At 63.5% G+C, this 22,445-nt stretch carries 20 protein-coding genes; 11 read left to right on the forward strand and 9 right to left on the reverse strand.

Annotation, left to right across the window (positions count from 1 at the left end; all coding sequences use genetic code 11):
- Positions 1 to 23: 23 nt before the first annotated feature.
- A complete protein-coding gene (locus tag KCN53_RS13225; RefSeq protein ID WP_088713735.1) occupies positions 24 to 2,456 on the forward strand; it encodes a S9 family peptidase in 2,433 nt (810 codons plus the stop codon).
- Positions 2,453 to 3,079, forward strand: coding sequence for a peptidylprolyl isomerase (locus tag KCN53_RS13230; RefSeq protein WP_207790657.1), 627 nt, complete (start codon positions 2,453 to 2,455; stop codon positions 3,077 to 3,079). The genes KCN53_RS13225 and KCN53_RS13230 overlap by 4 nt, the downstream gene beginning before the upstream one ends.
- 41 nt (positions 3,080 to 3,120) lie before the next feature.
- On the opposite strand, the gene KCN53_RS13235 is transcribed toward KCN53_RS13230, so the two are convergent.
- The 6 genes from KCN53_RS13235 to KCN53_RS13260 form a co-directional block, all read right to left on the reverse strand.
- Entirely contained in the window at positions 3,121 to 4,053 is a 933-nt protein-coding gene (locus KCN53_RS13235) for a hydroxymethylglutaryl-CoA lyase (RefSeq protein WP_088713733.1), read from the reverse strand.
- The gene (locus KCN53_RS13240; RefSeq protein WP_088713732.1) at positions 4,053 to 5,285 is read right to left on the reverse strand and encodes a CaiB/BaiF CoA transferase family protein; all 1,233 of its coding nucleotides are present in this window, start codon (positions 5,283 to 5,285) and stop codon (positions 4,053 to 4,055) included. The genes KCN53_RS13235 and KCN53_RS13240 overlap by 1 nt, the downstream gene beginning before the upstream one ends.
- Positions 5,282 to 5,860 carry a VOC family protein gene (locus tag KCN53_RS13245; RefSeq protein ID WP_088713731.1) on the reverse strand — a complete coding sequence of 193 codons (579 nt, stop codon included), beginning with the start codon at positions 5,858 to 5,860 and terminating at the stop codon, positions 5,282 to 5,284. Before KCN53_RS13245 ends, KCN53_RS13240 begins: the two co-directional genes overlap by 4 nt.
- Before the next feature lie 2 nt (positions 5,861 to 5,862).
- Positions 5,863 to 7,518, reverse strand: coding sequence for a sulfatase-like hydrolase/transferase (locus KCN53_RS13250; protein WP_172406335.1), 1,656 nt, complete (start codon positions 7,516 to 7,518; stop codon positions 5,863 to 5,865).
- Between the two features lie 99 nt (positions 7,519 to 7,617).
- Entirely contained in the window at positions 7,618 to 8,682 is a 1,065-nt protein-coding gene (locus KCN53_RS13255; protein WP_224199756.1) for a TonB-dependent receptor, read from the reverse strand.
- The gene (locus KCN53_RS13260; protein WP_172406333.1) at positions 8,628 to 9,893 is read right to left on the reverse strand and encodes a TonB-dependent receptor; all 1,266 of its coding nucleotides are present in this window, start codon (positions 9,891 to 9,893) and stop codon (positions 8,628 to 8,630) included. The genes KCN53_RS13255 and KCN53_RS13260 overlap by 55 nt, the downstream gene beginning before the upstream one ends.
- 153 nt (positions 9,894 to 10,046) lie before the next feature.
- On the opposite strand from KCN53_RS13260, the gene KCN53_RS13265 reads away from it, so the two are divergent.
- The 6 genes from KCN53_RS13265 (at position 10,047) to KCN53_RS13290 (ending at position 13,776) form a co-directional block, all read left to right on the forward strand.
- Positions 10,047 to 10,715, forward strand: a complete 669-nt coding sequence (locus tag KCN53_RS13265) for a GntR family transcriptional regulator (RefSeq protein WP_207790656.1) — start codon at positions 10,047 to 10,049, stop codon at positions 10,713 to 10,715.
- On the forward strand, positions 10,705 to 12,015 hold the full coding sequence (locus KCN53_RS13270; protein ID WP_172406332.1) for a spinster family MFS transporter: 1,311 nt from the start codon (positions 10,705 to 10,707) through the stop codon (positions 12,013 to 12,015). The genes KCN53_RS13265 and KCN53_RS13270 overlap by 11 nt, the downstream gene beginning before the upstream one ends.
- A gap of 14 nt (positions 12,016 to 12,029) precedes the next feature.
- Positions 12,030 to 12,605 carry a VOC family protein gene (locus KCN53_RS13275; RefSeq protein ID WP_088713726.1) on the forward strand — a complete coding sequence of 192 codons (576 nt, stop codon included), beginning with the start codon at positions 12,030 to 12,032 and terminating at the stop codon, positions 12,603 to 12,605.
- Positions 12,606 to 12,645: 40 nt separating this feature from the next.
- A complete protein-coding gene (locus KCN53_RS13280) occupies positions 12,646 to 12,894 on the forward strand; it encodes a hypothetical protein (protein ID WP_224199715.1) in 249 nt (82 codons plus the stop codon).
- A gap of 129 nt (positions 12,895 to 13,023) precedes the next feature.
- Complete coding sequence (locus KCN53_RS13285; protein ID WP_224199716.1) at positions 13,024 to 13,275, forward strand: carboxymuconolactone decarboxylase family protein; 252 nt, start codon at positions 13,024 to 13,026, stop codon at positions 13,273 to 13,275.
- Positions 13,276 to 13,338: 63 nt separating this feature from the next.
- Positions 13,339 to 13,776: a MarR family winged helix-turn-helix transcriptional regulator gene (locus tag KCN53_RS13290; RefSeq protein ID WP_088713725.1), complete on the forward strand. Its 438-nt coding sequence runs from the start codon at positions 13,339 to 13,341 to the stop codon at positions 13,774 to 13,776.
- Positions 13,777 to 13,804: 28 nt separating this feature from the next.
- Here the strand turns inward: KCN53_RS13290 and KCN53_RS13295 are convergent, their stop codons facing one another.
- The 3 genes from KCN53_RS13295 to KCN53_RS13305 are packed head-to-tail and all read right to left on the reverse strand — an operon-like array spanning position 13,805 to position 19,667.
- Positions 13,805 to 15,295 (reverse strand): efflux transporter outer membrane subunit, encoded by a 1,491-nt coding sequence (locus KCN53_RS13295; protein WP_088713768.1) that lies wholly within the window; start codon positions 15,293 to 15,295, stop codon positions 13,805 to 13,807.
- On the reverse strand, positions 15,288 to 18,440 hold the full coding sequence (locus KCN53_RS13300; RefSeq protein WP_088713724.1) for an efflux RND transporter permease subunit: 3,153 nt from the start codon (positions 18,438 to 18,440) through the stop codon (positions 15,288 to 15,290). The genes KCN53_RS13295 and KCN53_RS13300 overlap by 8 nt, the downstream gene beginning before the upstream one ends.
- A gap of 3 nt (positions 18,441 to 18,443) precedes the next feature.
- The gene (locus KCN53_RS13305) at positions 18,444 to 19,667 is read right to left on the reverse strand and encodes an efflux RND transporter periplasmic adaptor subunit (protein WP_088713723.1); all 1,224 of its coding nucleotides are present in this window, start codon (positions 19,665 to 19,667) and stop codon (positions 18,444 to 18,446) included.
- Positions 19,668 to 19,761: 94 nt separating this feature from the next.
- Here KCN53_RS13305 and KCN53_RS13310 point away from each other — a divergent pair, with 94 nt between their 5' ends.
- From KCN53_RS13310 to KCN53_RS13320, 3 genes are all read left to right on the forward strand, one after another.
- Entirely contained in the window at positions 19,762 to 20,376 is a 615-nt protein-coding gene (locus KCN53_RS13310; protein ID WP_088713722.1) for a TetR/AcrR family transcriptional regulator, read from the forward strand.
- A 172-nt stretch (positions 20,377 to 20,548) separates the two neighbouring features.
- A complete protein-coding gene (locus KCN53_RS13315) occupies positions 20,549 to 20,974 on the forward strand; it encodes a GbsR/MarR family transcriptional regulator (RefSeq protein WP_088713721.1) in 426 nt (141 codons plus the stop codon).
- The gene (locus tag KCN53_RS13320) at positions 20,971 to 22,443 is read left to right on the forward strand and encodes an efflux transporter outer membrane subunit (RefSeq protein ID WP_088713720.1); all 1,473 of its coding nucleotides are present in this window, start codon (positions 20,971 to 20,973) and stop codon (positions 22,441 to 22,443) included. Before KCN53_RS13315 ends, KCN53_RS13320 begins: the two co-directional genes overlap by 4 nt.
- Positions 22,444 to 22,445: the final 2 nt, after the last annotated feature.

The following is a 22,445-nucleotide window of genomic DNA, read 5'->3' on the forward strand; positions in this document are numbered from 1 at the left end:
ACGACAGGCGGGAAAGGCTCGTCATGAAGTTTTGCTGCAATCTCATGAAATTGCTGATCGCCGGAATGGCAGGTTTCACCGCCGTCAGTTCGGTTGCCGCCGAACGGCCGCTCATGCGGGAAGCGTATGACCGCGCCGCCTTCATCGCGAATGACGGGGGCAACGGATATTATCTCAACCGGCTGATCATTCCGACCTGGATCGGGCAGGAAAACTCATTCTGGTACCGGAGAGAGACGGGCGACGGCCAGCGCTTCACGCGCTTCGATGCAGACACCGGGACAAAGGGCGACCTGTTCGATCATGAGAGATTGGCAACTCTCCTCAGCGAGCAGGGCGGCTTCGAAATCGCGGCCGGTGAACTGCCGATCCGCGCCTTGACCGCATATCCTGAGGGGTCGGTGGAGTTTCTCGCCTTTTCCAGCATGTGGCGGTTCAGCGCCGAAGGAGCTTTGCACCGGTCTGGACCCGGCGCGGAATATTCCAGCGCTGTAAGGTCGCCGGATGGCCGCAAGCTGGCCTTCGTCCGCGACGGCGATCTGTGGGTGCAACAGGTGGACAGCGGTGCGGAGGTGAGGCTTGCGGGCTCCGACGATTCGGACCTGACCTACGCGGCAAAGGCGCAAACCCAGCGCTGGGCCGAAGCGCAGGGCGAGATCCTGTGGTCGCCCGATTCCCGCCGGCTGCTGACCATTCGGACCGACGAACGCGAGGTGAGGAAACGGGCAGCGATCGATTTCGCCCCTGACGACTCACCGTACCCGACATTGGTGGAGCGCGCGCAGGCCCTGCCGGGCGATCCGCATATCCCGACCTTTCAGCTCCTGATCTTCAACGTCGAAAGCGGGGAGGAGGTCAGTGTCGACTGGCCACCACTGGCAGCTGTACGGATGCTCGATACGCCCATTGGCGGAAACCGGAGCTGGTGGAGCGCGGACGGCGAAACAGTCTACTTCGTCGACATCGAACGGGGCGAGAAAACAGTACGCCTGCTGGCAGCCGATGCCGAGACCGGTACTGCGCACGAGCTTTTCTCCGAAAGCCGGTCCGAGGGCATCGTCGAACTGGCTCACAATGTGTATCTGCCGGTGACGCTCGCCATGCTTCCCAAGCGCAACCAGCTTATCTGGTATTCCGAGCGTTCCGGCTGGCCGCACCTTTATCTTTACGATCTTAGCTCGGGTGAACTCGTCCGGCAGCTGACTTCGGGCGACTGGTCCGTGCGAGATATCCTCTACGTCGATGAGAATTCCGGCGAGGTCTTCGTGAGCGTCGCCGGGCGCGAAGAGGGCAAGAATCCCTACTATCAGGAGGTGGCACGGATCGACCTGGAAAACGGCGCAATCGATATTCTGAGTGCCGGCGACGAGGATCGGCAGGTCGTCGGACCGTCGGTCAACGAGTTGTTCATCGGCGAATTCGAATATGGCGTCGGCCAGGATCGGGCACGCGGCTTCGCGCCGACGGGTGACTATTGGGTCGAATCCCTGATGCGTATCGACCGGCCAACGACAACGGTCCTGCGGCGGCGCGACGGCACGCGAGCCGGTATCGTGGAAGACGCAGAAGTTTCTGGCCTGCCGGAGGGCTTCCAATGGCCCGAACCTGTCACTCTACTGGCAGCGGACGGAAAAACACAGATCTATGGTATCGTGGCTCGTCCCAGCGACTTCGATCCCGCGAAGCGCTATCCCATCATCGATCATATCTATGGCGGGCCGCAGACGGTAAATGTGCCGACCTCCTTCACGGGAGCCGCAGTGGACGCTCAGGCGATGGCGGAACTGGGCTTCGTTACCGTCGTCATCGACGGACGCGGCACTCCGGGCCGCAGCCGAGCCTTTCACGACTTCTCTAGCGGCGCCGTTCAAAAAGCGAGTAACCTCGAAGATCACATTGCCGGCATTCGGCAGCTTTCGGCCGCACGGACCTACATAGATGGGGAAAAGGTCGGAATATTCGGCTTCTCCGCCGGCGGTTACATGACGACGCGGGCGATGTTCGAATATGGCGAGGTTTTCGATGTCGGCGTGGCCGGATCCGGCAACTATGACCAGCGCCTGTTCTATCACAGCTGGGGCGAGCGCTATCACGGCATGCCGGAAGAGATCGACTACGGCGTTCAGGCCACGTCGAGCCACGCAGCCGGGCTGAGCGGGGACCTGCTGCTGATGCACGGGCTGAGGGATTTCAACGTCCATCCCGCCGCCTTCTTCCAGACAGTCCAAGCGCTGATCGACGCCAACAAGCCCTTCGATATGCTCGTGCTGCCGCAGGGAACCCACTCGATGTCGGGCTACGCATTGAAGCGTCAGTGGGACTATTTCGTCGAGAAACTTGCCGGAGCTGTGCCGCTGGAGGACTATGTGATCACCAGCGCACACGACGCCGATGCTGCCTATAGGAAGATATTGAGGCGGCGCCCTGTGACGGGCGGCGAGGGTACCGAGCAGTGAGCACGCAGGCGTTTACGGTCGCTGTCGTCCTAGTGTCCGCGCTCTGCACGCTGCTCTCGTGCGCGTCCCCTATGGGCGCCGGGGTCCAGGTGGAGCTATTGACCGGCAGGGGGCCGGTCACCGTAGAGGTCTATCCCGAAGCGGCGCCTGCTTCGGCGGGGGACTTCCTGCGCTATGTGGACCTCGGCCTCTATGATGGCGGCGCCTTTTACCGCGCTGTCCGCGCCGACAATGACCGGGCGCCTGTCCGGGTCGATCTGGTTCAGGGCGGACTGGTCGACTTTTCGCTGGCCTTGGAGCCGGTGCCTTACGAACCGACGAACGAAACGGGTATCGAACACCGGGACGGTGTGGTCTCGCTTGCGCGGAATGCGCCCGGCACCGGCAGCGCCGCCAATTTCTTCATCTCGATAGGACGTAATCCAGCGTTCGACTTCGGCGGCGCGCGCCAGCCCGATGGGCAGGGCTTCGCGGCCTTCGGCCGCATCGTCGGGGGCATGGACATCGTGCGCAGCATCCACCGGGAAGAGACCGGAGGCGCTGGCGAAGGCGGGTTCGAAGGCCAGATGCTGACGCACCCCGTCCGGATCGTCGCGGCGCGTCGCAGCGTGGTCAGCGACTAGGGAAAGGGGCCGGTTCCGCTGTGCTGGGCCTGCATACCAGTTCAGGAGCCGGGAGGCAAAGCGACCAGAACCTTGGAGCGTGAGCTGCCCTTCAACTTCCGATCCAGCCAGCGTCCGGCGCGGTACAGCCGGCTCTCGTCGATGCCGGTGCCGATGCCCGACCGGTGCAGCATGTATATCATGTCTTCGGTGGCGATGTTTCCTGCGGCCGTTCCCGGCGCTTGCGCGGCGAAGGGGCAGCCGCCGAGGCCGCCCAGCGATGCATCAGCCACGCTGGCCCCTGCCTGCACCGCAGCCCATATATTGGCGTTCGCGGTATTTCGCGTGTCGTGAAAATGGACCCGCACCGGCAGGGGGGCGACGGCCGTTCTGACCTCCGCCACTAGGGCAGCGACTTCGCCCGGTCCGGCGATGCCGATCGTGTCCGCAAGCGCGATCTCGACCGGCTGCGCGGCGGCGAGTGCGCGCGCTATATCGATGACGAGCGCCCTGTCCACCGCTCCTTCGAAAGGGCAGCCGAAGGCAACGGCAATCGTGACCTGAGCGGAACGGCCAGAGCGGCGCGCCATCTCGACGATCCCCGCTGCAATGCCGACCGACTCGGCGCGGTCCTGTCCCTGGTTCCTGATACCGAAGGCGTCGCTCGCCACCGCCACGGCGCCGACTTGCTCGATGCCTGTGGCAAGAGCCCGTTCGGCGCCGCGCAGGTTGAGCGCCAGGCCGATCCGGGTCACGCCGGGGGCGTTGGCGCAGCCCGCGACCACGGCTTCGGCATCCGCCATCTGGGGGACGCGGCGCGGGTTCACGAAGCTGGCGACCTCGATGCGTTTTGCACCATAGGCTATGGCTTCCCCGATAAGCGAAATCTTGTCCTCAGTGGGCCAGACCCGGCTCTCGTTCTGCAGACCGTCTCTGGGACCGACCTCCACGATGTCGATCTGGGCAGCGCTAGGGGCCGGTAAGTCCCCGCGCATCAGATCACGCCTTCCTGCGCCAGTCGGTCGAGCTCTGCAGGGGAAAGCCCGAGTTCTTTGCGAAGGACGTCGTCATTGTCTTCGCCTGGCCGTGCCGGCGCCGGCTTGCGGATCGACGACGGGGTGTCCGAGAGTTTCGGAAAGCAGTTCTGCATCCTGATTTCCCCGAAGCGCGGGTGAGGAACTGAGACAAGTGCGCCGCGCGCCCTGAAATGCTCGTCTTCCACCATGTCGGCGGGCCGGTAGAGCTTGCCCGCCGGTACACTGTGGGCGACCATGAGGCTCTCCAGTTCATCAACGCTGAGAGTGCGCGTCCAGTCCGCGATCAGCTTGTCCAGCTCATTCTGGTTTTCTCCGCGCGCCACATGCGTGGAATAGCGCGGGTCTTCGGCGAGTTCGGGCCGGCCCATGGCTTCTACAAGGCGCGCGAAAACAGCATCGCCATTTGCGCCGATCATGTATTCCCCGTCCCGGCAGGGATAGACATTCGACGGCGCGATGCCGGGGAGGATCGAGCCTGCGCGTTCCCGTTCAATCCCCATGACATCGAATTCGGGTACGAGGCTCTCCATGACCTGAAGAACGCTTTCGTACAGTGCCGCGTCGATGACCTGGCCCCGGCCCGTTCTGTGACGCGCGTTCAGCGCGGCGAGGGCGCCCATGCACCCATAGCTGGCCGCCAGCGTGTCGCCGATCGAGACGCCCATTCGCGCCGGTGGGCGGTCCGGGTCTCCAACGATCGCTCGCCAGCCGCCCATGGCCTCCGCCACGCCGCCGAAGCCCGCGCGCGCCGAATAAGGGCCCGTCTGCCCATAGCCCGAGATCCGCACGACGATCAGTCCCGGATTCGCGTCTTGCAATACCGCGGGATCGAGGCCCCATTTTTCAAGCGTTCCGGGGCGGAAATTCTCGATCAGGATGTCGGCGTTGCGGCTGAGCCGCCGAAGGATGTCCTGTCCCTGTTCGGTCCGAAGATTCAGGCTGACCGACCGTTTGTTCCTGGCGATCACCTCCCACCAGACCTTTTCCGGCCCGCTGCCCCATTGCCGCATGGGATCTCCGCTTCCGGGCGGCTCGATCTTGATGACGTCGGCGCCCATGTCGCCTAGAAGTTGCCCGCAGAACGGACCGGCGATGAGTTGACCGAGTTCCAGAACCCTGACGCCTGCGAGCGAACCCGCCCGCTCGGTCCCGCTATCAGAAACCGCGTCCTGTCCTGGCTCCCTCGTCAACCGTCGCCTCCCGGATAGGTCAAAGCCTCGGCTCCGAACTTCTCGAGCTTCTGCGAGCGGGTCCGTTTGCGCCAGGTCGCGAGCGTTTCCTCGAACGACGACTGCTCATGGGCCAAAATCTCGTCATGGGAGTCCACCCGGCGCGTCAGTTCGATCTGGATGCCGTTCGGATCATAGGTGTAGATCGAACGGACGAAGCCGTGGTCCAGCGGTCCGCCGACCGGAAAGCCGGAGTCCTGCAGCCGAACCTTCATCGCCTCGAGTTCTTCTTCCGAGGCAACTTCGAAGGCGAAGTGCATGTCGAACCCGTCCTTTGGCAGAAACCAGTCGCCCTCGGCGCTCGATGGCGCGTCGAAGAACGCGATATATTCGCCATTTCCCATGCGGAAGAAAACATGAAGATAGGGGTCGGACGCGCCGCTCCCCGGGCGTTCTTCGACGACGATTCCGGTCGGGTCGGCAAGGCCGAGCACATCGCGGTAGAACCAGATCGTCTGATCGGCGTCGCGGCACCGAAAGGCTGCGTGATGGACGCCCGAAATGGTAGACGTCTGGTCCGCTGCGTCGGTCGCCATAGCTACCCCTCCTGATTGTAAATGTCGGTCGGACCGGGATATTCGCTACCGTCGTCACGGCCGACTTCGCGTTCGATCAGCCGGTTCACCATTGCGTTCAGGCGCAGAACATCGTCCCGTCTTGCCGGGTCGTAGGCAAGGTTCGTGATCTCGTTCGGGTCGGCCCGGGTATCATAGAGTTCTAGATCGTTGCGCCGGTCAAGCGTTTCCCAGTCGGCCGGCACATGGTGATGCGCCGGGGCAAAGTAGCGTGCGAACTTATAGCGGCCGTCGTGAACGCCCCGATGCAGACGCCTGCGGGTCAGGTCGTAAATCTGGTCGTAGTTGGCTGCACCCTCGGTCGTGTTCGTGCGGCGCCCGCTCTTCGGTTCCCAGTAGTAGGCCACGGCATAATTGAACAGATGGCCCAGGTCATCGCGCTGGGTCTTCTGTTGCGGATGCATCAGCAGGCTGCTGACGTCCACGCCCGGCAGGTCCGGAAACGCATTCGCGGCCTGAGACGCGCTCATACCGCCCAGCGTCATAAGTGTGGGCGCTAGGTCGATGGCGCCCATCAGGCCTGAGGTTGTCCTGCCGCCGGGAATGTCGGGATGGACCACGATCATTGGAACGTTCGTCTCCTCCCGGTACATGGTGCCACCCTTCTGCCGCATGCCGTGAGCGGCGGCGCGCTCGCCATGGTCGGTCGTGTAGATGATGATGGTGTTTTCCATCTGGCCACTCGCTTCCAGCGCCCAGAGCATCTGCTCGACGCGCCGGTCCACGTCGCGCAGGCAGTTGTAGTAGTAGTTCACGAAGCGCCTCCAAGAGGCTTCGTCGGAGAGCGGCATCTCACCGAAGAATGCGTCGTTCAGCCTGGCGATCGCCCGGTGCGCCTCGGGCTTGTCGCTCAGGTCGTCAGCATGGAAGCTCTCGGGCAGCGGAAAGCCGTTGTCGACCTCGTAGAGCGGGTCGCCCGGCGCGGTCTTCACGGGCGCGAGAACATCCGGATGCGGGCGGCTCGCCGCCTGGTTGCCGGTGGCGTCGTAAAACATTATATCGTGCGGGTTCACCAGGCCGGCCACCTGGAACCATGGCTTGCCGCCCGCCCGGTCCTTTTCGGCATAGTCGAAAATCTGGCGTGACACGTCGGCGGCCACGAACATGTCCGAGCGATAACCGTCCCAGGTCAGGCCGACCTCTTCGCCGTCGAATCCGTAGTCGTGGAAGCCATAATCGACGAGATAGTCGGATGTGTTGGGATAGATCCCGCCGGGAACGCGGTTCCAGTCACGCTTTCTGTTGATCTGGGACAGGTGCCACTTGCCCTTGTAGCTGGTGAAGTATCCTGCCTCCTGCATCATGTGCCCAAGCGTCGGCATGGTATGAGCCGCGATCGGGTTCGGCGGCGTATCGGAGTTCAGGAACAGCCCGGTTCGTTGGGTATGGTGGCCGGAGAAAATGGTGGAACGAGACGGGCTGCACGGGGTGGTGTGCACATGGTAGTTCGCGATATTCGTTCCTAGCTCGAGCAGCCGGCGGTGTCCGGGCAGCTTTTCCAGCAGACCCTCGGGAAAACTCGCCATGCTCTGCTCCTGATCGGTGATGATCATCAGGATGTTGTACGGCTTGCCTCGGCTCCCGCCCGAGGCGGATGTTCCCATTCCTATCGCAGCCATGGCGCTGCTTGCGGCCAGGAACTGCCGCCTCGTGGTTTTCCATGCATCGCTCATTTTCGTGACCTCCTGCCCGATTTCCAGACGCCCTTCCCGGGCTGTTCAGAATTTGAATCCCAGCTCGGCGCCCCATTCGCGCGGCGGTAGGTAGAATTGCAGAATGGGGTTTGCGCCGGCCTTGGTGGCGCCTGAAAGAACGTCCTGATTGGTCAGGTTTCGTCCGTAAATCGATAGGCGCCAGCCATCCTCATGCTCGGCGATCGCTACGTTGGCATTCACCAGAACGACCTCGTCGCGGTAGAAGGCGTCGTCCACCGCCCGGCCCCAGGTGTTGTACCGGCTGGTGTACCGAGCGTCAGCGTGCAGGCTGATATAACCGAAGCTGAGGGGGACTTCGTAATCGGCCCGGATGCTCGCCGACCACTCTGGCGAGTTGGATAGCGGCAGGCCGGCATTGTCGATGGGGACACGGAATGTGCCGGTGGGAGCCCCGTTCGCGATGATCTCCGTTGCCGGGGCGCATTGTCCGGGTTCGGCTGTGCCGTCGGTGAAGACGCCGTCGATGTCCTCGCAGAAGTCGGTGTACTCCGCCTTCAGCCAGCCTGCGCTCAGGCCCAGGGTGAGATTGCGCGCAGGCTTTGTCAGCAGATCGGCTTCGATGCCGTAGGTTTCCGCGCTGGCGACGTTGACCGTGACGTTCTCGGCGCGAACGGCACCCTGCTTCGTCACCGAGCTTTGAAGGTCGCTGTACTTGTTCAGAAAGGCAGCGAGGTTTAACTGGACCGACCGGTCGAACAGATCGCTCTTCAGGCCGAGTTCGAAGGCATCTACCGTCTCCGGATCGTAGGGACCCACATTCTCCCGCACCGTTCCGCGCGAATTATATCCGCCTGCCTTGTAGCCGGTCGAATACGTGCCGTAGACCAAGATGTCGTCGTTCGGTTCATATTCGAGCGCCGCGCGCGGCGTGAAGGTATCCCAGCTGTCCGAATAAATGTCCGCGAATGACGAGGGCGGGACGAGGACACCATTGGAAAAGACCCGCGCGTCGATGCTGTAGTCCTTTTCGTCCGCGGTGTACCGCCCCCCGAGCGACAGATTTAGCCGAGAGGTCAGATGTACGTTCGCCAGGCCGAACGCGGCGAGTGAGCGGGATGTCTGTTCCAGCGTGGCGAGGCTGAGGACCGGGGGCGCGGGACGAACCCTATTACTCTGAACGAATCGTCTTCGGCCCAGTAGAGCCCGGCCACGAAATCGATCAGACCTCCTACGGGGGAGGTATAGCGAAGCTCAGCGCTCTTCGATTCCCCTTCGAAAGCCCGGTTGACCTCGAAGCCGGGGTCGGGCTCGGTCAGGCCGTCAAAGTCGCCCAGTGTTTCATAGTCTAAGTCCCGGTATCCTAGGACCAGGGTGACGGTGCCGTCTCCCACTTCAAGGTCCGACTCCCAGGCTACGCCGAACGTGTCGGTCCGCGAATATGGATCGAACAGGATCGCGCTCTTGCGAATGTCGTTTCGGGCTTCGGCAGGCAGCAGATCGTACCGTGGATCGCCATTGTCGACCACATGGGGCGCGGGACCGAATGTCTCGTCGTCGAGTCCATCCAGCGTGATCGTGCTCTCGAAAACGGGCGCAGGAGAAAAGCGTAGCGCGACGCGGTAGGCGTCGACGTCGTTCGTGTTGAGCTCGTTTCCGGTGACCACGTTGTCGCTGTAACCGTCGTAGCGACGCAGGTTGAGCGATGCCTTCGCAGCGAAAAGGCCGTTCAGAAACTCTCCGCTGTTCACCTTGGCACGCAACTGTCGAAGGCCGAAGCTGCCGATGGTGCCGCGTATCTCTGCACCGGGATCGACCGTCGGCCGGGATGTTACGACGTTGATTGTACCGGCAAGATTATTCTTCCCGAACAAGACGCCCTGCGGCCCCTTGAGAACCTCGATTCGCTCGATGTCGAAGAGGTCGAGCATCGTTCCGGCCGCATAGGGCACGTACACGCCGTCGATAATGGTGGAGACCTTCGGGTCGGCATTCGGGTCGGGATCCGAACTGCTCATTCCGCGAATGGCGATCATCGGAATGTTTGGCACGAGCCCCTCGGGCTGAAAGACGACATTCGGCGAAAGCCCGTTGAGATCCGTAAGGTTCACTGCCCCTGCCGCCTCGACGATGTCTCCCGTAAACGCTGCCACGGAGACCGGAACGTCCTGCAGGCTTTCGGCGCGGCGCTGCGCCGTTACCACGATAACATCGATGGCGCGCCCGTCGGTGTCGGGGGCAACGGCGACCGGCGGAGCCGGTTCGACCGCAGCGGACTGAGCGAGTGCGGGCGCTGCCGCAGCGGTTCCGGCAAGAAACACGGCTACAAGCGAAACTTTCATTGGACCTCCCCTACGAACGAGTGCCGACTGCCTTGATTGTATGCAATTATATGCTTCTGATGCGGAGTCGACGTATCTACCGTGAGGAAAGCCGGTAAGCGAGTCAACATAATTAACTCGATAGTATGCAAAGTGGAGAAGGGGTCTAGAAAGATGAGTATGAGAACCCACGCCGTAGACGAAGCCTATGGAAGTATCCGCGCCGGCATTGCGAGCGGCAGCCTCGAGCCGGGCGCGCATCTGACCGCCGACCGACTGGCCGAAAGCATCGGCGCCAGCCGCACTCCTGTGCGCGAAGCGCTTCGCCGTCTGGCTGCGGAAGGCCTTGTGCAGCTGATCCCCAACCGCGGCGCGTTCGTTTCCGAATATTCCGCCCAGGACATCCGGCAGATCTATGAGCTGCGGATCCTGTTGGAGAGTTTTGCGGCCGCGAGCGCGGCGGAAAATGCCGATGATGCCAACCGCAAGCGTCTGCGCTTCCTGGCTGAGGAAATAAGCAATATCGTGCAGGCGGAATCGCCCGACCTCGAACGGGTTGCGCTGCTGAACAGCGAGTTTCACCGCACGCTTATCGAAGCCTGCGGCAATCCTCGTCTTGGGAAGCTGCTGGCTTCGCTGACCGAGTACCCCCTGATCCAGTCGACGTTCCGCCGCTACGGGCGCGACGGACTTCTGCGCAGCGCCCGGCAGCATCTGGAACTGGTGACTGCGATCGAGGACCGGGATGCGGAGTGGGCTCGGGCAGTGATGATCTCCCACATCCGGTCCGCGAAGCATGCGCTTGTCGGGCCCGGTCCGGAGGAACAGGGCGATGCTGCCTAGCGAGGGCCCGCCCCCCGCCGGCGCAGCGCCCAAGTCCGGCCTCGCCTTGGCAATGCTGTTCCTGGTGGGTCTATTGAACTTCGTCGATCGCCAGATCCTGTCGGTTCTCGTCGAACCGATCAGGCAGGACCTCATGTTTTCCGATCTCCAATTCGGTCTTCTGACCGGACTGACCTTTTCGCTCTTCTACTCACTCGCCGCAGTGCCGATCGCCGTCGCTGCGGACCGGAGCCACCGTGTTCGCCTCATCGCAACATGTTGCGGTCTCTGGAGTCTCTTCACGGCGGCCTGCGGGTTGGCGGGAAGCTTCCTGCATCTTGCTATCGCCAGGTTCGGCGTAGGTATCGGCGAAGCCGGCGGGACGGCCCCCTCGCTTTCCCTGCTTTCAGACCTGTTTCCGCCCGCCCGCCGTGCCTGGGCAATCGGCCTGTTCAGCCTCAACGGACCGCTAGGCGTTTTCCTCGGGACGAGCCTGGCCGCATGGGCAGCCGCGGAATTCGGCTGGCGGTGGGTTTTCTTCATCATGGGCGCCGTTGGCCTGATCGTTGCGCCGCTCCTTCTTCTGCTGGTTCGGGAGCCCGTGCGCGGGTCGATGGATTCCGACCCTCTGGCTGCGACTGCCGAAAGACTGCGGTTCCGGCAGACCCTGGAACGTCTGAAAGCCGACCCGGCGCTTCGCTGGACGATGGTCGTTTGCGGCTTGGGAGCGTTCGTCAGCTATGGCATGCTGAACTGGTTGCCCGCTTATCTGATGCGTTCCGAGGCGATGCCTTTGGCCGCGATGGGAAAGTGGTTCGCCGTGGCCGCAGGCGGGACACTCGGCCTGGGTATGTGGCTGGGAGGTACCTTGGCCGCGCGTCAGGCGGAGCAGGCAGGACGGGGAGGCTATGCGGTCGTGCCGGGTGCTGCGTCCGTACTTCTGGTGCCTGCACTCTCTGTGGCCTTGCTGCTGGATGGGTGGACGGCATCGCTCGCGGGCCTGCTCGTGCCGATGACGCTTTGCACGATGTACATCGCACCGATGCTCGCGCTGACGCAGGAACTTGCCAGGCCGGCCGAACGGGCGACCGTCAGCGCCCTTGTCATGCTGGCCTTCAACATCGTCGGTCTGGGTTTCGGGCCGCTCTTCGTGGGAGCGGTAAGCGACATGGTACAGCCGGCTTTCGGCGACGACAGCATCGGCGTTGCGCTGTTCGGGCTGGTCCCGGTGGCAGCGTGTGGGGCCCTGGCCTCGTTCCGCCTCGCCTACATTCTTCGGCGCGACATGGATTCGGGGCAGTCGCAGCCAGCATATGCCTAGCAGGGGAGATACTGATGAGCCGAACAAACAGTTCGTTTGAGTTTCGCGGAGTGAATCACATCGCGCTGGTCTGCAAGGACATGGCCGAGACCGTGCGGTTCTATCGCGATACGTTGGGAATGCCGCTGATGAAAACGCTCGACCTGCCCGGAGACGGCGGGCAGCATTTCTTCTTCGACGTTGGGAACGGCGATTGCATCGCCTTCTTCTGGTTTCCCAGAGCGCCCGAGCGCGCGCCGGGTATCGCGTCACCTGCGGCCCTGCCGACGAAAGGCGACTTCTCGACCGCCCATGGCTCGCTTAACCACATCGCCATCAACATATCGGCCGAAAAGTTCGACGAATATGTCGACCGGCTGGTCGAGCGCGGGGTGGAGATTTCGGCGGTCCTCAATCACGACCATTCGCCGACCCAAGTAAGCGCCGACGTTAACGACGATACCTGGATTCGGTCGGTCTATTTCTTCGACCCGGACGGCGTCTGTCTGGAGCTAGCCGCCTGGACCATGCCCATCGACGAAAGCCATGTGCGACACGATCCGGTCGACGCGGACGGACGCAAGGTCGAAGGCCTGGTCGTCGAATCCTGAAGCTGCTGACCCAATTGCCCGGAGTATCCCAATGCCTTCCTTGAAACAGATATCGCGCGCTGACGCCAAATCCGACATCGTCCTGGAATTCTACAAGCGGCTCTTCGGCGATCGCGACCCGGTGGCGGAGCCCGGCACGGCCACCGGCACGCCCGGGGACTGGTGGACCGTCTTTGCGAACGCACCCGATATCCTGGAACATGCCATCCAGGGTTTTCGCGTCTATCGGGATCCCAAACGCAAGCTGGATCCCGTCCTGCGCGAACTGGGGCAGACCAGGGCGGGCTAGCTGAAGAGCAGCCAGTTCGTCTTTTCGCAGCATTGCAAGTCGCTGAGAAGCCTGGACGTTCCGGAGGAGAAGATCGCCGCCGTACCGCACTGGCAGGTTGCCGGTGTCTTCGACGAGCAGGAACGCACCGTGCTTGCCTATACCGACTATCTGGTCGGGCAGGGCGGCCGAGTCCCCGATAAGGTCATGGAGGCCCTCAAAGCCTTCCTGAGCGACGAGGAAATCCTGGAACTGACATACATCACGGCGCTGTACGATATGCATGCCGTCATGAGCCGGGCGTTGAGACTGGAGTTCGACGACCGCGATGACCCCATTGTCGAGGTCGCCGCTCCGGAAGATTTTCGTATGACCGACTTCCTGGGTTCGCGCGGACGCTGACGGCTATGCTAGTCCCGGTCTTTTCGGTGTCGTCGTGGCGCCGGAGGGGCTTAGGGGACAAACATGGACGATCCGGTTCACTTCGTGATGCCAGCTCTGTTCGACTGGTTCTGCTGGTTCGACGACGGCTTGCAGAGAACGATGCGGGAGGCCGGCTTCCCGGAAGTATCCCGCGCGCAGTCGCTTGTGATGGTCAACGTCGTGCGCGGTACGAACAGACCCAACGAGCTGGCCAAGAAGCTGCGCGTCAGTCGTCAGGCGGTGCATGTCACGCTGAAGCAGATGAGCGAGAAAGGCATCATCGACCTGCGGCCGGACGATGCCAATTCCCGCTTCCGGATCGTCCAGTTCACCGAGCTGGGAATGGCGATGCGAAAACGGGCCGCCGCTTTTCTGGGCGAGGCGACCGAAGAGATTCGAGCCCTGCTGGGGAGCGAACGGTCCGAAGTCTTCTTCGAGAGTCTGTCCTTTCCGATAGACCGGGCCGGCGTGCAGCGCTGAGCGAGGAGGGTGCCGCAGTAGAGGAGAGCTAGGAGCCCTCTGCTGTGGCGGCCGGCGGCGCAGGTACGGAAAACCCGCCCCCTCCGCCAAGGGCCACGTAAAGCGCGACATGGGCCTCGGCGAGCTGGCGCTCGATGACGATCAGGTTCTGCCGCGCGGCAAAGAGGTTTCGCTCGGCGTCGAGAACCTCCAGATAGCGAGCCGCCCCCTCTCGATACCGCAGGCGCGCCAGTCGCGAAATCGCGTCCAGAGCAGCCACGTTCCGCTCCTGCGCCTCGACCTGCTCAGCGAGCCAGCGGCGCCGGGCGAGCGCATCCGAAACTTCACGGAACGCTGTCTGGATTGCGCGTTCGTATGCAGCGACCTGAATTAGTTCGCGCGCTTCGGCGACGTCCAGATTTGCCTCGCGCCGGCCCCAGTCGAACAGCGGCAGGTCTATGCTGGGGCCGAAGCGCCAGCTGAAGCCGTCGTCGCCCACGAGATTGTCCAGTTCCGTGGAGGCAAAGCCCGCAGTGCCGGTCAGGCTGATGGTGGGGAAGAACGCCGCGCGCGCCGCGCCGATGTCGAAGCGTGCCGCCTGAAGGTCGTATTCGGCGGCAATCACATCCGGCCGGGCAAGAAGGAGGGTGGATGGCATACCGGCGTCGATCGTGGTGACGAGGTCCTGCTCCTCCAGGCTGTGGCCCGGAGGCAAGTCGCCGGCGACCGGTCCGCCGACGAGAACCGCCAGCAGGTTGCGCGTTTCCGCACGGCTGAGCTGAAGCGCGGAGAGTTCGGTCTGCGCCTGCGTGACGAGTGCGTCGGCCTGGCGGAAATCGAGAGCCGAGGTAATGCCGGATTCCAGCCGGAGCCGGGCAATGCGCAGCTCTTCCTGCCGGCTCTCGAGCGTCGCCTCGGCGAGGCTGATGCGCTCATCGGCTTCAAGCAGCGTGAAATAAGCCGACGCGACATCCCCGACCAGCGAGAGGCGAAAGGCCCGCTCTGCCGCCACCGTCGAAAGATACCGGGCGAGTGCGGCGTCGCTGAGGTTGCGTACCCGGCCCCAGAAATCGAGTTCGAAGGAGGAGACGCCGACACTGAGGTCATAGTTGGTGACCGTAACGGCAGCCGGTGCATCGACCGTCTCGCCGTCATCCGCATCTTCGCCCTGGTTCGTGGTCACGGCACCAAGGGCGGAGCTTCCGATCGGCGTCCGGCTGCGAATTGCCGAGCCGCTCGCACCCACTTCGGGAAGGCGCTCGGCACGCTGAACCCGAAAGGCCGCGCGCGCCTCCGCGATGCGGCCGGTCGCCTGCACGAGGTCGCGGTTGTTGTCGAGCGCCGCGGCGATCAACGCTTCCAGCCGCTCGTCGCCGAAAAAGTCGCGCCACGCGATTTCCGAGGCAAGGGGACCGCCGGTCTCAGGCCTGTAAGCCGCATCATATTCGGCGGCGGTCGGAAGGTCCGGCGCCTGATGCTCGGGGGCAAGGTTGATGCAGCCGCCGAGAAGCAGACTGGCAATAAGTGTAATCTTACGCATCGCGGACGGCTCCTGCCGAAGCGGTTTCCGGTGCCGGTGCATCCGGTGTCTTCTTGCTGAGATAGCGCCGCACCAGAAGGTAGAGGACGGGGATGAAGAAGATCCCCAGGGCGGTGGCGAACACCATCCCGCCCATGACGCCGGTACCAACGGCAATCTGACTTGCCGCGCTGGCGCCCGAAGCCGTGGCAAGCGGTACCATGCCGAGAATGAAAGCGAGCGAAGTCATGATGATCGGGCGCAGGCGCAGCGAGGCTGCTTCCTTCACCGCCTCCATCGGAGACTTGCCGGCGTCCTCGGCTTCGATGGCGAACTCCACGATCAGGATCGCGTTCTTCGCGGCGAGACCGATAATGGTGATGAGGCCGACGTTGAAATAGACGTCAGCCGACAGCCCCCTCAGCATCGAGAAGAGCACTGCGCCGAGAACGCCCAGCGGCACGATGAGGAGGACGGACACCGGGATCGACCAGCTTTCGTAGAGGGCCGACAGGATCAGGAAGACGACGACGATCGACAGCGCCAACAGAAGCGCGATCTGGTTGCCCGCCTGCTTTTCCTCGAAACTGATGCCCGTCCATTCATATGTCAGCCCCTGAGGCAGTATCTCGGCCGCGAGACGCTCCATTTCCGCCAGCGCTTCTCCGGAGGAAACGCCCGGCGCGGACATGCCGGAGATCGTCAGGTTAGGATAGCCGTTGTAGCGCTGGATCTGCGGCGGGCCTGCGGTCCATTCGGTATCCGCAAAGGCGCTGAACGGTACCAGGTCGCCGGACGAATTGGGGAGGCGAAGCGACATGACATCCTCGGGCCGCACACGGTCCTCCGCCCGGGCCTGAAGGAGCACCTGCTTGACCCGCCCCTCGCGTGTGAAGTCGTTCACATAGGCCGACCCGAAGGTGATCGAGAGCGCCTGGTTAATGTCGTCCATGGAGAGGCCGAGCGCGCGCGCCCTGATCCGGTCGATGTTCACCCGCAGCTGCGGCGCATCGGGCTGTCCCTCGGGGCGTACGCCCGTGAGAAGAGGGCTCTGACTGGCGGCGCCGAGCAGCTGACCCTGCGCTCCCTGCAGCGCGTCGCGCCCCAGACCGCCCCGGTCTTCGAGTTTGAAGCTGAACCCGCTGGCATTTCCGAGCTGCTGGATGGCGGGGGGATTGATTGTGAACGCCATGGCGCTGTCGAGGGAAGCGAACGTTCCCATGGCCCTTCCGAGTAGCTCCTCGGCCGATGCCTCGCGCTCCTCCCAGGGTTTCAGGCTGGTGAACACCATGCCCATATTCTGACCCTGGCCGAAGAAACTGAACCCCCGGACGCCGATCGTGTTCGCGACCGCCTCGTTCTCTATCCAGAAATTCTCGACCTCGGTCATGGCTTCATTCGTGCGGGCACGGGTCGCGCCCGGAGGAGCCTGCACGGCGGTAATGAGAGTGCCCTGGTCTTCGGTCGGCAGGAACCCGCCGGGCAGGCGCAGGAACAGCACTGCCGTCAGGCCGGCGAGCAGAACGAAGACGCCGAGCACGCGCAGGGGAGCCGCCAACAGCCGGGCTACGCCGCCGTCATAGCGCCTTGTCGTTCCTTGGAAGCCGCGATCGAAACCGTTGAAGAAGCGGCGTAGCAGTCCCGGCGAATCCGCAGCCGCCTTCTCCTGATGCTTCAGGAAGGTCGCGCATAGCGCCGGGGTCAGCGTCAGCGCCAGAAGCGCAGAGAACAGGATCGAAATCGCAAGCGTTACGGAAAACTGCCTGTAAATACCGCCCGTGGATCCGGGGAAAAAGGCCATCGGGATGAATACCGCGGCCAGCACGAGCGTGATGCCGACAATGGCACCGGTGATCTGGTCCATCGCCTTTCGGGTCGCTTCTTTCGGCGGCAGTCCCTCCTCGCTCATGATGCGCTCGACATTCTCGATCACGATGATGGCGTCGTCGACGAGGATGCCGATGGCGAGAACCATGCCGAAAAGCGTGAGGACGTTGATCGAGAAGCCGAACAGCGCCAGCCCCAAGCATGAGCCCGCCAGCGCGATCGGAACGACGATCGTCGGGATCAGGGTAGCGCGCCAGTTCTGCAGGAACAGGAACATCACGAGGAAGACCAGGATTACGGCCTCCACGAGCGTATGGATCACGGCCTCGATCGATGCCGAAACGAAGGGCGTCGTGTCGAAGGGAATCGCCCAGGTCATGTCGTCAGGGAACCCCTCTTCGAGTTCCGCCAGCCGTTCGCGTACCCCTTCTGCGGTGGCGAGCGCATTGGCTCCCGTTGCAAGCTGAACGGCAATACCCGCCATAGGCTCTCCGTTCAGCCGGGCAATCTGCGCGTAGCGCTGGGCGCCCAGTTCCACGCTGGCAACATCACGAAGCCGGACGTTCGACCCGTCCGGATTTGCGCGAAGGATGATGTCCTCGAACTCGTCTGCGCTCGAAAACCGGCCTTCCGTCACGATTTGTGCGGTCAGTTCCGTATCGGGCGGTGAGGGCAGGGCGCCCAGCTGGCCGCCGGCGGTCTGACTGTTCTGCGACCGAACCTCTGCCAGCACTGCGGAGGGAGAGAGATCGTAGGAGGCCAGGCGCTCCGGATCGAGCCAGATGCGCATTGCATATTCGGAGCCGAACAATTGCACGTCGCCGACGCCGCTCACGCGCCGAAGTTCGTCAGCGATATTCTGCGCGGCATAGTCGCCGAGATCGAGACTGCTAAGCTTGCCGCTCTCCGAAACGAGGGCGACCACCATCAGGAAGCCGCTTGCCGTCTGGCGCACCTGGATACCCTGACGCCGCACTTCTTGGGGAAGGCGTGCTTCGACGGTCGACAACCGGTTCTGCACCTCGGTCTGCGCAATGTCGATGTCGGTGCCGGCCTCGAACGTGACGTCGATCTGGGCAGTTCCGTTCGAGCGGCTGGTAGACGACATGTAGAGATAGCCGTCGACGCCGTTCAGTTGCTGCTCGATGACCTGCGCGACGTTTTCCTCGAGCGTTTCCGCATCCGCACCGGGATAGGTGGCCGTGATGGTGAGGGACGGCGGAGCCACCTGAGGATATTGCTCGATTGGCAAGCTCTGAAGGGCGATGAAGCCGCCGAGCAAGATGCCGAGCGCGATGACCCAGGCGAAAACCGGGCGGTCGATGAAGAAACGGGGCATGGCTTACTCTTCCGCGCCGGCCGCGGACCCGGGTTGAGAGGGGGGCTGCGAATTGGGCGCCGTGCCAGAGGCGGCGGAACCTTCGCCCGCACTAATCCCTGCCACCCGGACGCGCTGGCCGGGCTGCACCTTCTGCAGGCCGCTCACGATCACTCTATCGCCCTCCGACAGTCCTTCGGTGATGATCCAGTCCGCACCGTCCTGCGGACCGAGTTCGACCGGCATGGGAGTTACGACGCCATCCTCGCCGACAAGATAGACGCTTGCTTCATCTTCGCTGACCATCACGGCTCGCTGCGGAACGGACAGGCCGCGCCGCCTCTCCCCCGCCAGCATGCGGCCGGTGACATATTGGCCGGGCAGTAGCACCCGCTGCGGCGTGGAGGGGTTGGGGACTTCCGCGCGGACGGTAATGGTCCCTGTGCCTTCGGAAACGGACAGGTCCAGAAAGTCGATATGGCCGGTAACGCCGGCCGGGGTGCCGTCTTCATAGGTGATCTCGACGGCAACGCGGCTGGGATCGGGTACGTCGAGCGCGCCTTCCCGGATGTTGCGGCGGAGTGCCAGCAGTTCGGATGTCGACTGGGAAAAGTTCACATAGACCGGATCAAGCTGCTCGACGACGGTGAGAAGCGTTGCCTCGCCTTCGCTGACGAGCGCGCCCTCGCGAACCTGGGCGCGGCCGGCGCGGCCAGAGATGGGCGCGTTCACATTGGTATAGCTTAGCGTCAGACGCCGCGCTTCCGAAGCGGCCTCGGCCTGCGCTACGTCGGCTTCCGCTTCGCGGAGTGCGGCAATGGCGGCATCATATTCCTGCTGACTGATCGCCTGCTGATCGACGAGCCCGTCATAGCGGCGTACGACCTCCCGCGCGTTCGCAGCGGTCGCGCGCGCCCGTTGAAGGGTAGCCTGCGCCTGATTGTAGGCGGCTCGTGCCTCTCGCGGGTCGATCCGGAAGAGGAGTTTTCCTTCCGCGACCTGCGTTCCCTCCTCATAGGTGACTGCTTCGACGATGCCGGTGACACGCGCGCGGACTTCGGCAGTCCTCAGCGGCTCTACCCGGCCGGGCAATTCTATGACGTTCGGCACGGGATGCGCCTCGACCACCACCGTCTCGACAAGGGGGGGAGGTGCTGACGGCGCAGCCTCTTCCTCGCCTGTCCCGCCGCAAGCGGCGAGTAGTGCCACGAGCAGCAAGGCGGCCGCGGCTTCGACCCTTCGAATCATTCCGGATACGCTCCAATTTCGCAGTTGCAGCATATGTAATTTCGATTACATCACTTGTGCAAGAGGCAAATGCCCCGGGACGGGAGAAGTTTTTGTGAGCCTGCAGGAAGAACGTCTTTTGGAGCGCCGCACCGCCATGCTCGGGGCTGCGCGAGAGTTGTTCATTGCAAAGGGCTTCGATGACACCAGTCTGACCGAAGTGGTGAAGCGGTCGGGCGGCTCTTTGGCGACGCTCTACAAGCTGTTCGGCAACAAGGAGGGTCTTCTGCTCGCGGTGCTCGTGGAAGATCCCGAACGCCTCGACTTCGGAAGTGAAATCCGCATCCTGGCGGATCAGGGCGAAGTTCCGGCCGATATCCTCCTATCCATCGGTCTCCGGTTCGCTGCCAAATTGTCCGAGCCGGGAATCCGGGCGATCATGCGGATCATGATCGGGCAGAGCATCCGCGACGAAGATTGGGCGGCCCGCTTCGACGCCCTCGTCAGCCGCCCGGTCGAAGACAGCCTGACAACAAGTTTCGAATGCTGGCAGAGCCAGGGGGCGATCGACAAACGTCACGACCCCCGTGAGCTTGCCGGATCCTTCCTGAGCCTGATCGTCTACCCGTTCGAAGCGCTTGCAATCCGGGGCCGCTCCGTCGGGACCGACGAAGGCGCGGTGCGGCATAACATCCTGCGGTTCATCGACGGCTGTTTCGCTGATGTCTGATGCACCCTGTTCGACAGAAAGACCCGCCTGAAGCCCCGTTGCGAGACCCACATACCCATCCTGATTTCAGTCATGACTGAAACCCTTTGACAGCTGGCAGCCCCGGACCTAGCGCCGAGATGTGACCCATTGTCTTTCCGCCACCGAACAATCGTTTATCGAAACGTTCGGCATGCGGCAGGCCGATAGCGGGCTTCCTCGTATCCTTGGCCAGATCTGGGCCTTGCTCGTGACGATCGGAGAGCCGCTGACCGCGGCCGAGATAGCCGGCCTGTTGTCCGTGAGCCGAGCGAGTGTCAGCACGAATACAGCGCTCTTGCTCAACATGGGGCTCATCGAGAAACAGCCCGTATCGGGGAAGCGAACCGTACAATTTGCCGTGCGCAAGCATCCGTACCGGCATTTTCTTCGCGTGCTGACAGACCGCATGCAAACCATGTCCCGAGTGGTGGGAGAGATGGCGGAAGCTACCGACCGGCCCGGGTCCCAGGCGACGCTGGAGGACCTGGCAGCCTTCTACCGCAGCATGGAGGCCGCGTTCCGTTCGGTCCGATATCCGCCCTCGGGCGCAGACGGTCGGGACGGTCAAGACGGATGAAGAACATCCGCTTTGCGGCGCCCACGGCAGCCCTGGCCTTTTTGATGGCTGGGTGCGTCGCACCCGACGCCGAACGCCCGGACCTTGCTGCAGACCTGCCGCCGGAATTTCTCGCCGGGGCCCCCGAGGGGGAGGTCGAGGGAAGCTGGTGGCGGCGGTTCGGCGATGCCGAACTCACGCGGCTGATCGAGACCGAGCTGAGCGACAATCCGAGCATTCTTCAGGCTCTGGCGCGGGTGGAACAGGCGCGGGCACAGGCACGTGTCACGGAGGCCGACCTGCTGCCGCAGGCGAATCTGGGCCTGACAGCCGCGCGCCAGCGACAGAATCTGTCGGGCCTGGGCGGCATCGGCGAGTTGCTGGGGAATGCGGGCGGAGATCCCACCCAGCCTTCAGAAGGCGGTGATGATGAGACGACGTCCTTCGTCACCGACAATTACCAACTGTCGCTGGACGTGCAGTGGCAAGTCGACCTGTTCGGGCGCATTCGCTCCCAAAGTGCCGCGGCGCGTGCCGAATATCTCGCGAGTGCCGAAAACCTTCGCGCGGTGCGGCAGACGATCGCGGCGGAAACCGCGCGCCTCTACTTCAACCTGGTAGAGGCGCGCGCCCAGACTCACTTGTCCGAGCGTGTCGTCGACACGTTCGGCGAGATCTCGCGCCAGGTCGGCAACCGCGCCGATGTCGGAATCGCCCCTCCCAATGACAAGCTGCTCGCGATCGCAAATCTCGGGTCGGCGAAGGCCGGCCTGGAGCAGCGCCGCCAGGGAGTGGAGACGCTGGGCCGGCAGCTCGACATCCTCGCCCGCGACTATCCGGACGGCGACGTAACGACTGCCGCGGCCCTGCCGGAGGTCCCGCCACCGCCGCCGGCCGGCCTGCCCGCCGAACTGCTGCTGCGCCGGCCCGATGTCCGGGCCGCCGAACATGCCATGCTCGCGGCCGGGTTTCGGGTGACGGCGGCAAAGCGTTCCTTTCTGCCGTCGATTGCCCTGACCGGCTCGGGTGGCACCACAAGTTCCGAATTGGGAAATCTGCTCGACGGCGACTTCCTGGTCTGGTCGATTGCCGGACAGCTCCTGCAGCCTGTGTTCCAAGGCGGGCGGTTGCGTGCGCAGCTCGCGGCGGCGGAGGGGGCGCGGGACGAGGCGGTCGAGGCTTATGCCGAGGTGGTGCTGCAGGCGCTGTTCGAGGTGGAAACGGCGCTGGCCGTCGAGGACGAACTGCGACGGCGGGAAGAGGCGCTGGCTGCTGCGTCGGAGGCGGCCGAGGCGGCGGTCGATGTCAGCTTCAACCGCTATCGCGCGGGTATCGATCCGTTTCTGACAGTGCTCGAAAGCCAGCAGCGCGCACTTGATGCGCGAAGTGCCTTTCTCGCTGCGCGCAATGCACGGCTTGCCAATCGGATTGACCTTCACCTTGCGCTCGGCGGCGGCTTTGGCGTCCCGTCCGGCGACCTACGGGAGTAGCT

Source organism: Pacificimonas aurantium, assembly GCF_020092905.1.
GTDB lineage: Bacteria > Pseudomonadota > Alphaproteobacteria > Sphingomonadales > Sphingomonadaceae > Pacificimonas > Pacificimonas aurantium.

Bases quoted from the DNA above. Each gene is read 5' to 3' on its own strand.
- KCN53_RS13225 (WP_088713735.1), top strand. From the start codon at position 24: ATGAAGTTTTGCTGCAATCTCATGAAATTGCTGATCGCCGGAATGGCA.
- KCN53_RS13235 (WP_088713733.1), bottom strand. From the start codon at position 4,053: ATGCGCGGGGACTTACCGGCCCCTAGCGCTGCCCAGATCGACATCGTG.
- KCN53_RS13245 (WP_088713731.1), bottom strand. From the start codon at position 5,860: ATGGCGACCGACGCAGCGGACCAGACGTCTACCATTTCGGGCGTCCAT.
- KCN53_RS13250 (WP_172406335.1), bottom strand. From the start codon at position 7,518: ATGGCTGCGATAGGAATGGGAACATCCGCCTCGGGCGGGAGCCGAGGC.
- KCN53_RS13260 (WP_172406333.1), bottom strand. From the start codon at position 9,893: ATGAAAGTTTCGCTTGTAGCCGTGTTTCTTGCCGGAACCGCTGCGGCA.
- KCN53_RS13265 (WP_207790656.1), top strand. From the start codon at position 10,047: ATGAGTATGAGAACCCACGCCGTAGACGAAGCCTATGGAAGTATCCGC.
- KCN53_RS13270 (WP_172406332.1), top strand. From the start codon at position 10,705: ATGCTGCCTAGCGAGGGCCCGCCCCCCGCCGGCGCAGCGCCCAAGTCC.
- KCN53_RS13275 (WP_088713726.1), top strand. From the start codon at position 12,030: ATGAGCCGAACAAACAGTTCGTTTGAGTTTCGCGGAGTGAATCACATC.
- KCN53_RS13290 (WP_088713725.1), top strand. From the start codon at position 13,339: ATGGACGATCCGGTTCACTTCGTGATGCCAGCTCTGTTCGACTGGTTC.
- KCN53_RS13295 (WP_088713768.1), bottom strand. From the start codon at position 15,295: ATGCGTAAGATTACACTTATTGCCAGTCTGCTTCTCGGCGGCTGCATC.
- KCN53_RS13300 (WP_088713724.1), bottom strand. From the start codon at position 18,440: ATGCCCCGTTTCTTCATCGACCGCCCGGTTTTCGCCTGGGTCATCGCG.
- KCN53_RS13305 (WP_088713723.1), bottom strand. From the start codon at position 19,667: ATGATTCGAAGGGTCGAAGCCGCGGCCGCCTTGCTGCTCGTGGCACTA.
- KCN53_RS13315 (WP_088713721.1), top strand. From the start codon at position 20,549: ATGCGGCAGGCCGATAGCGGGCTTCCTCGTATCCTTGGCCAGATCTGG.
- KCN53_RS13320 (WP_088713720.1), top strand. From the start codon at position 20,971: ATGAAGAACATCCGCTTTGCGGCGCCCACGGCAGCCCTGGCCTTTTTG.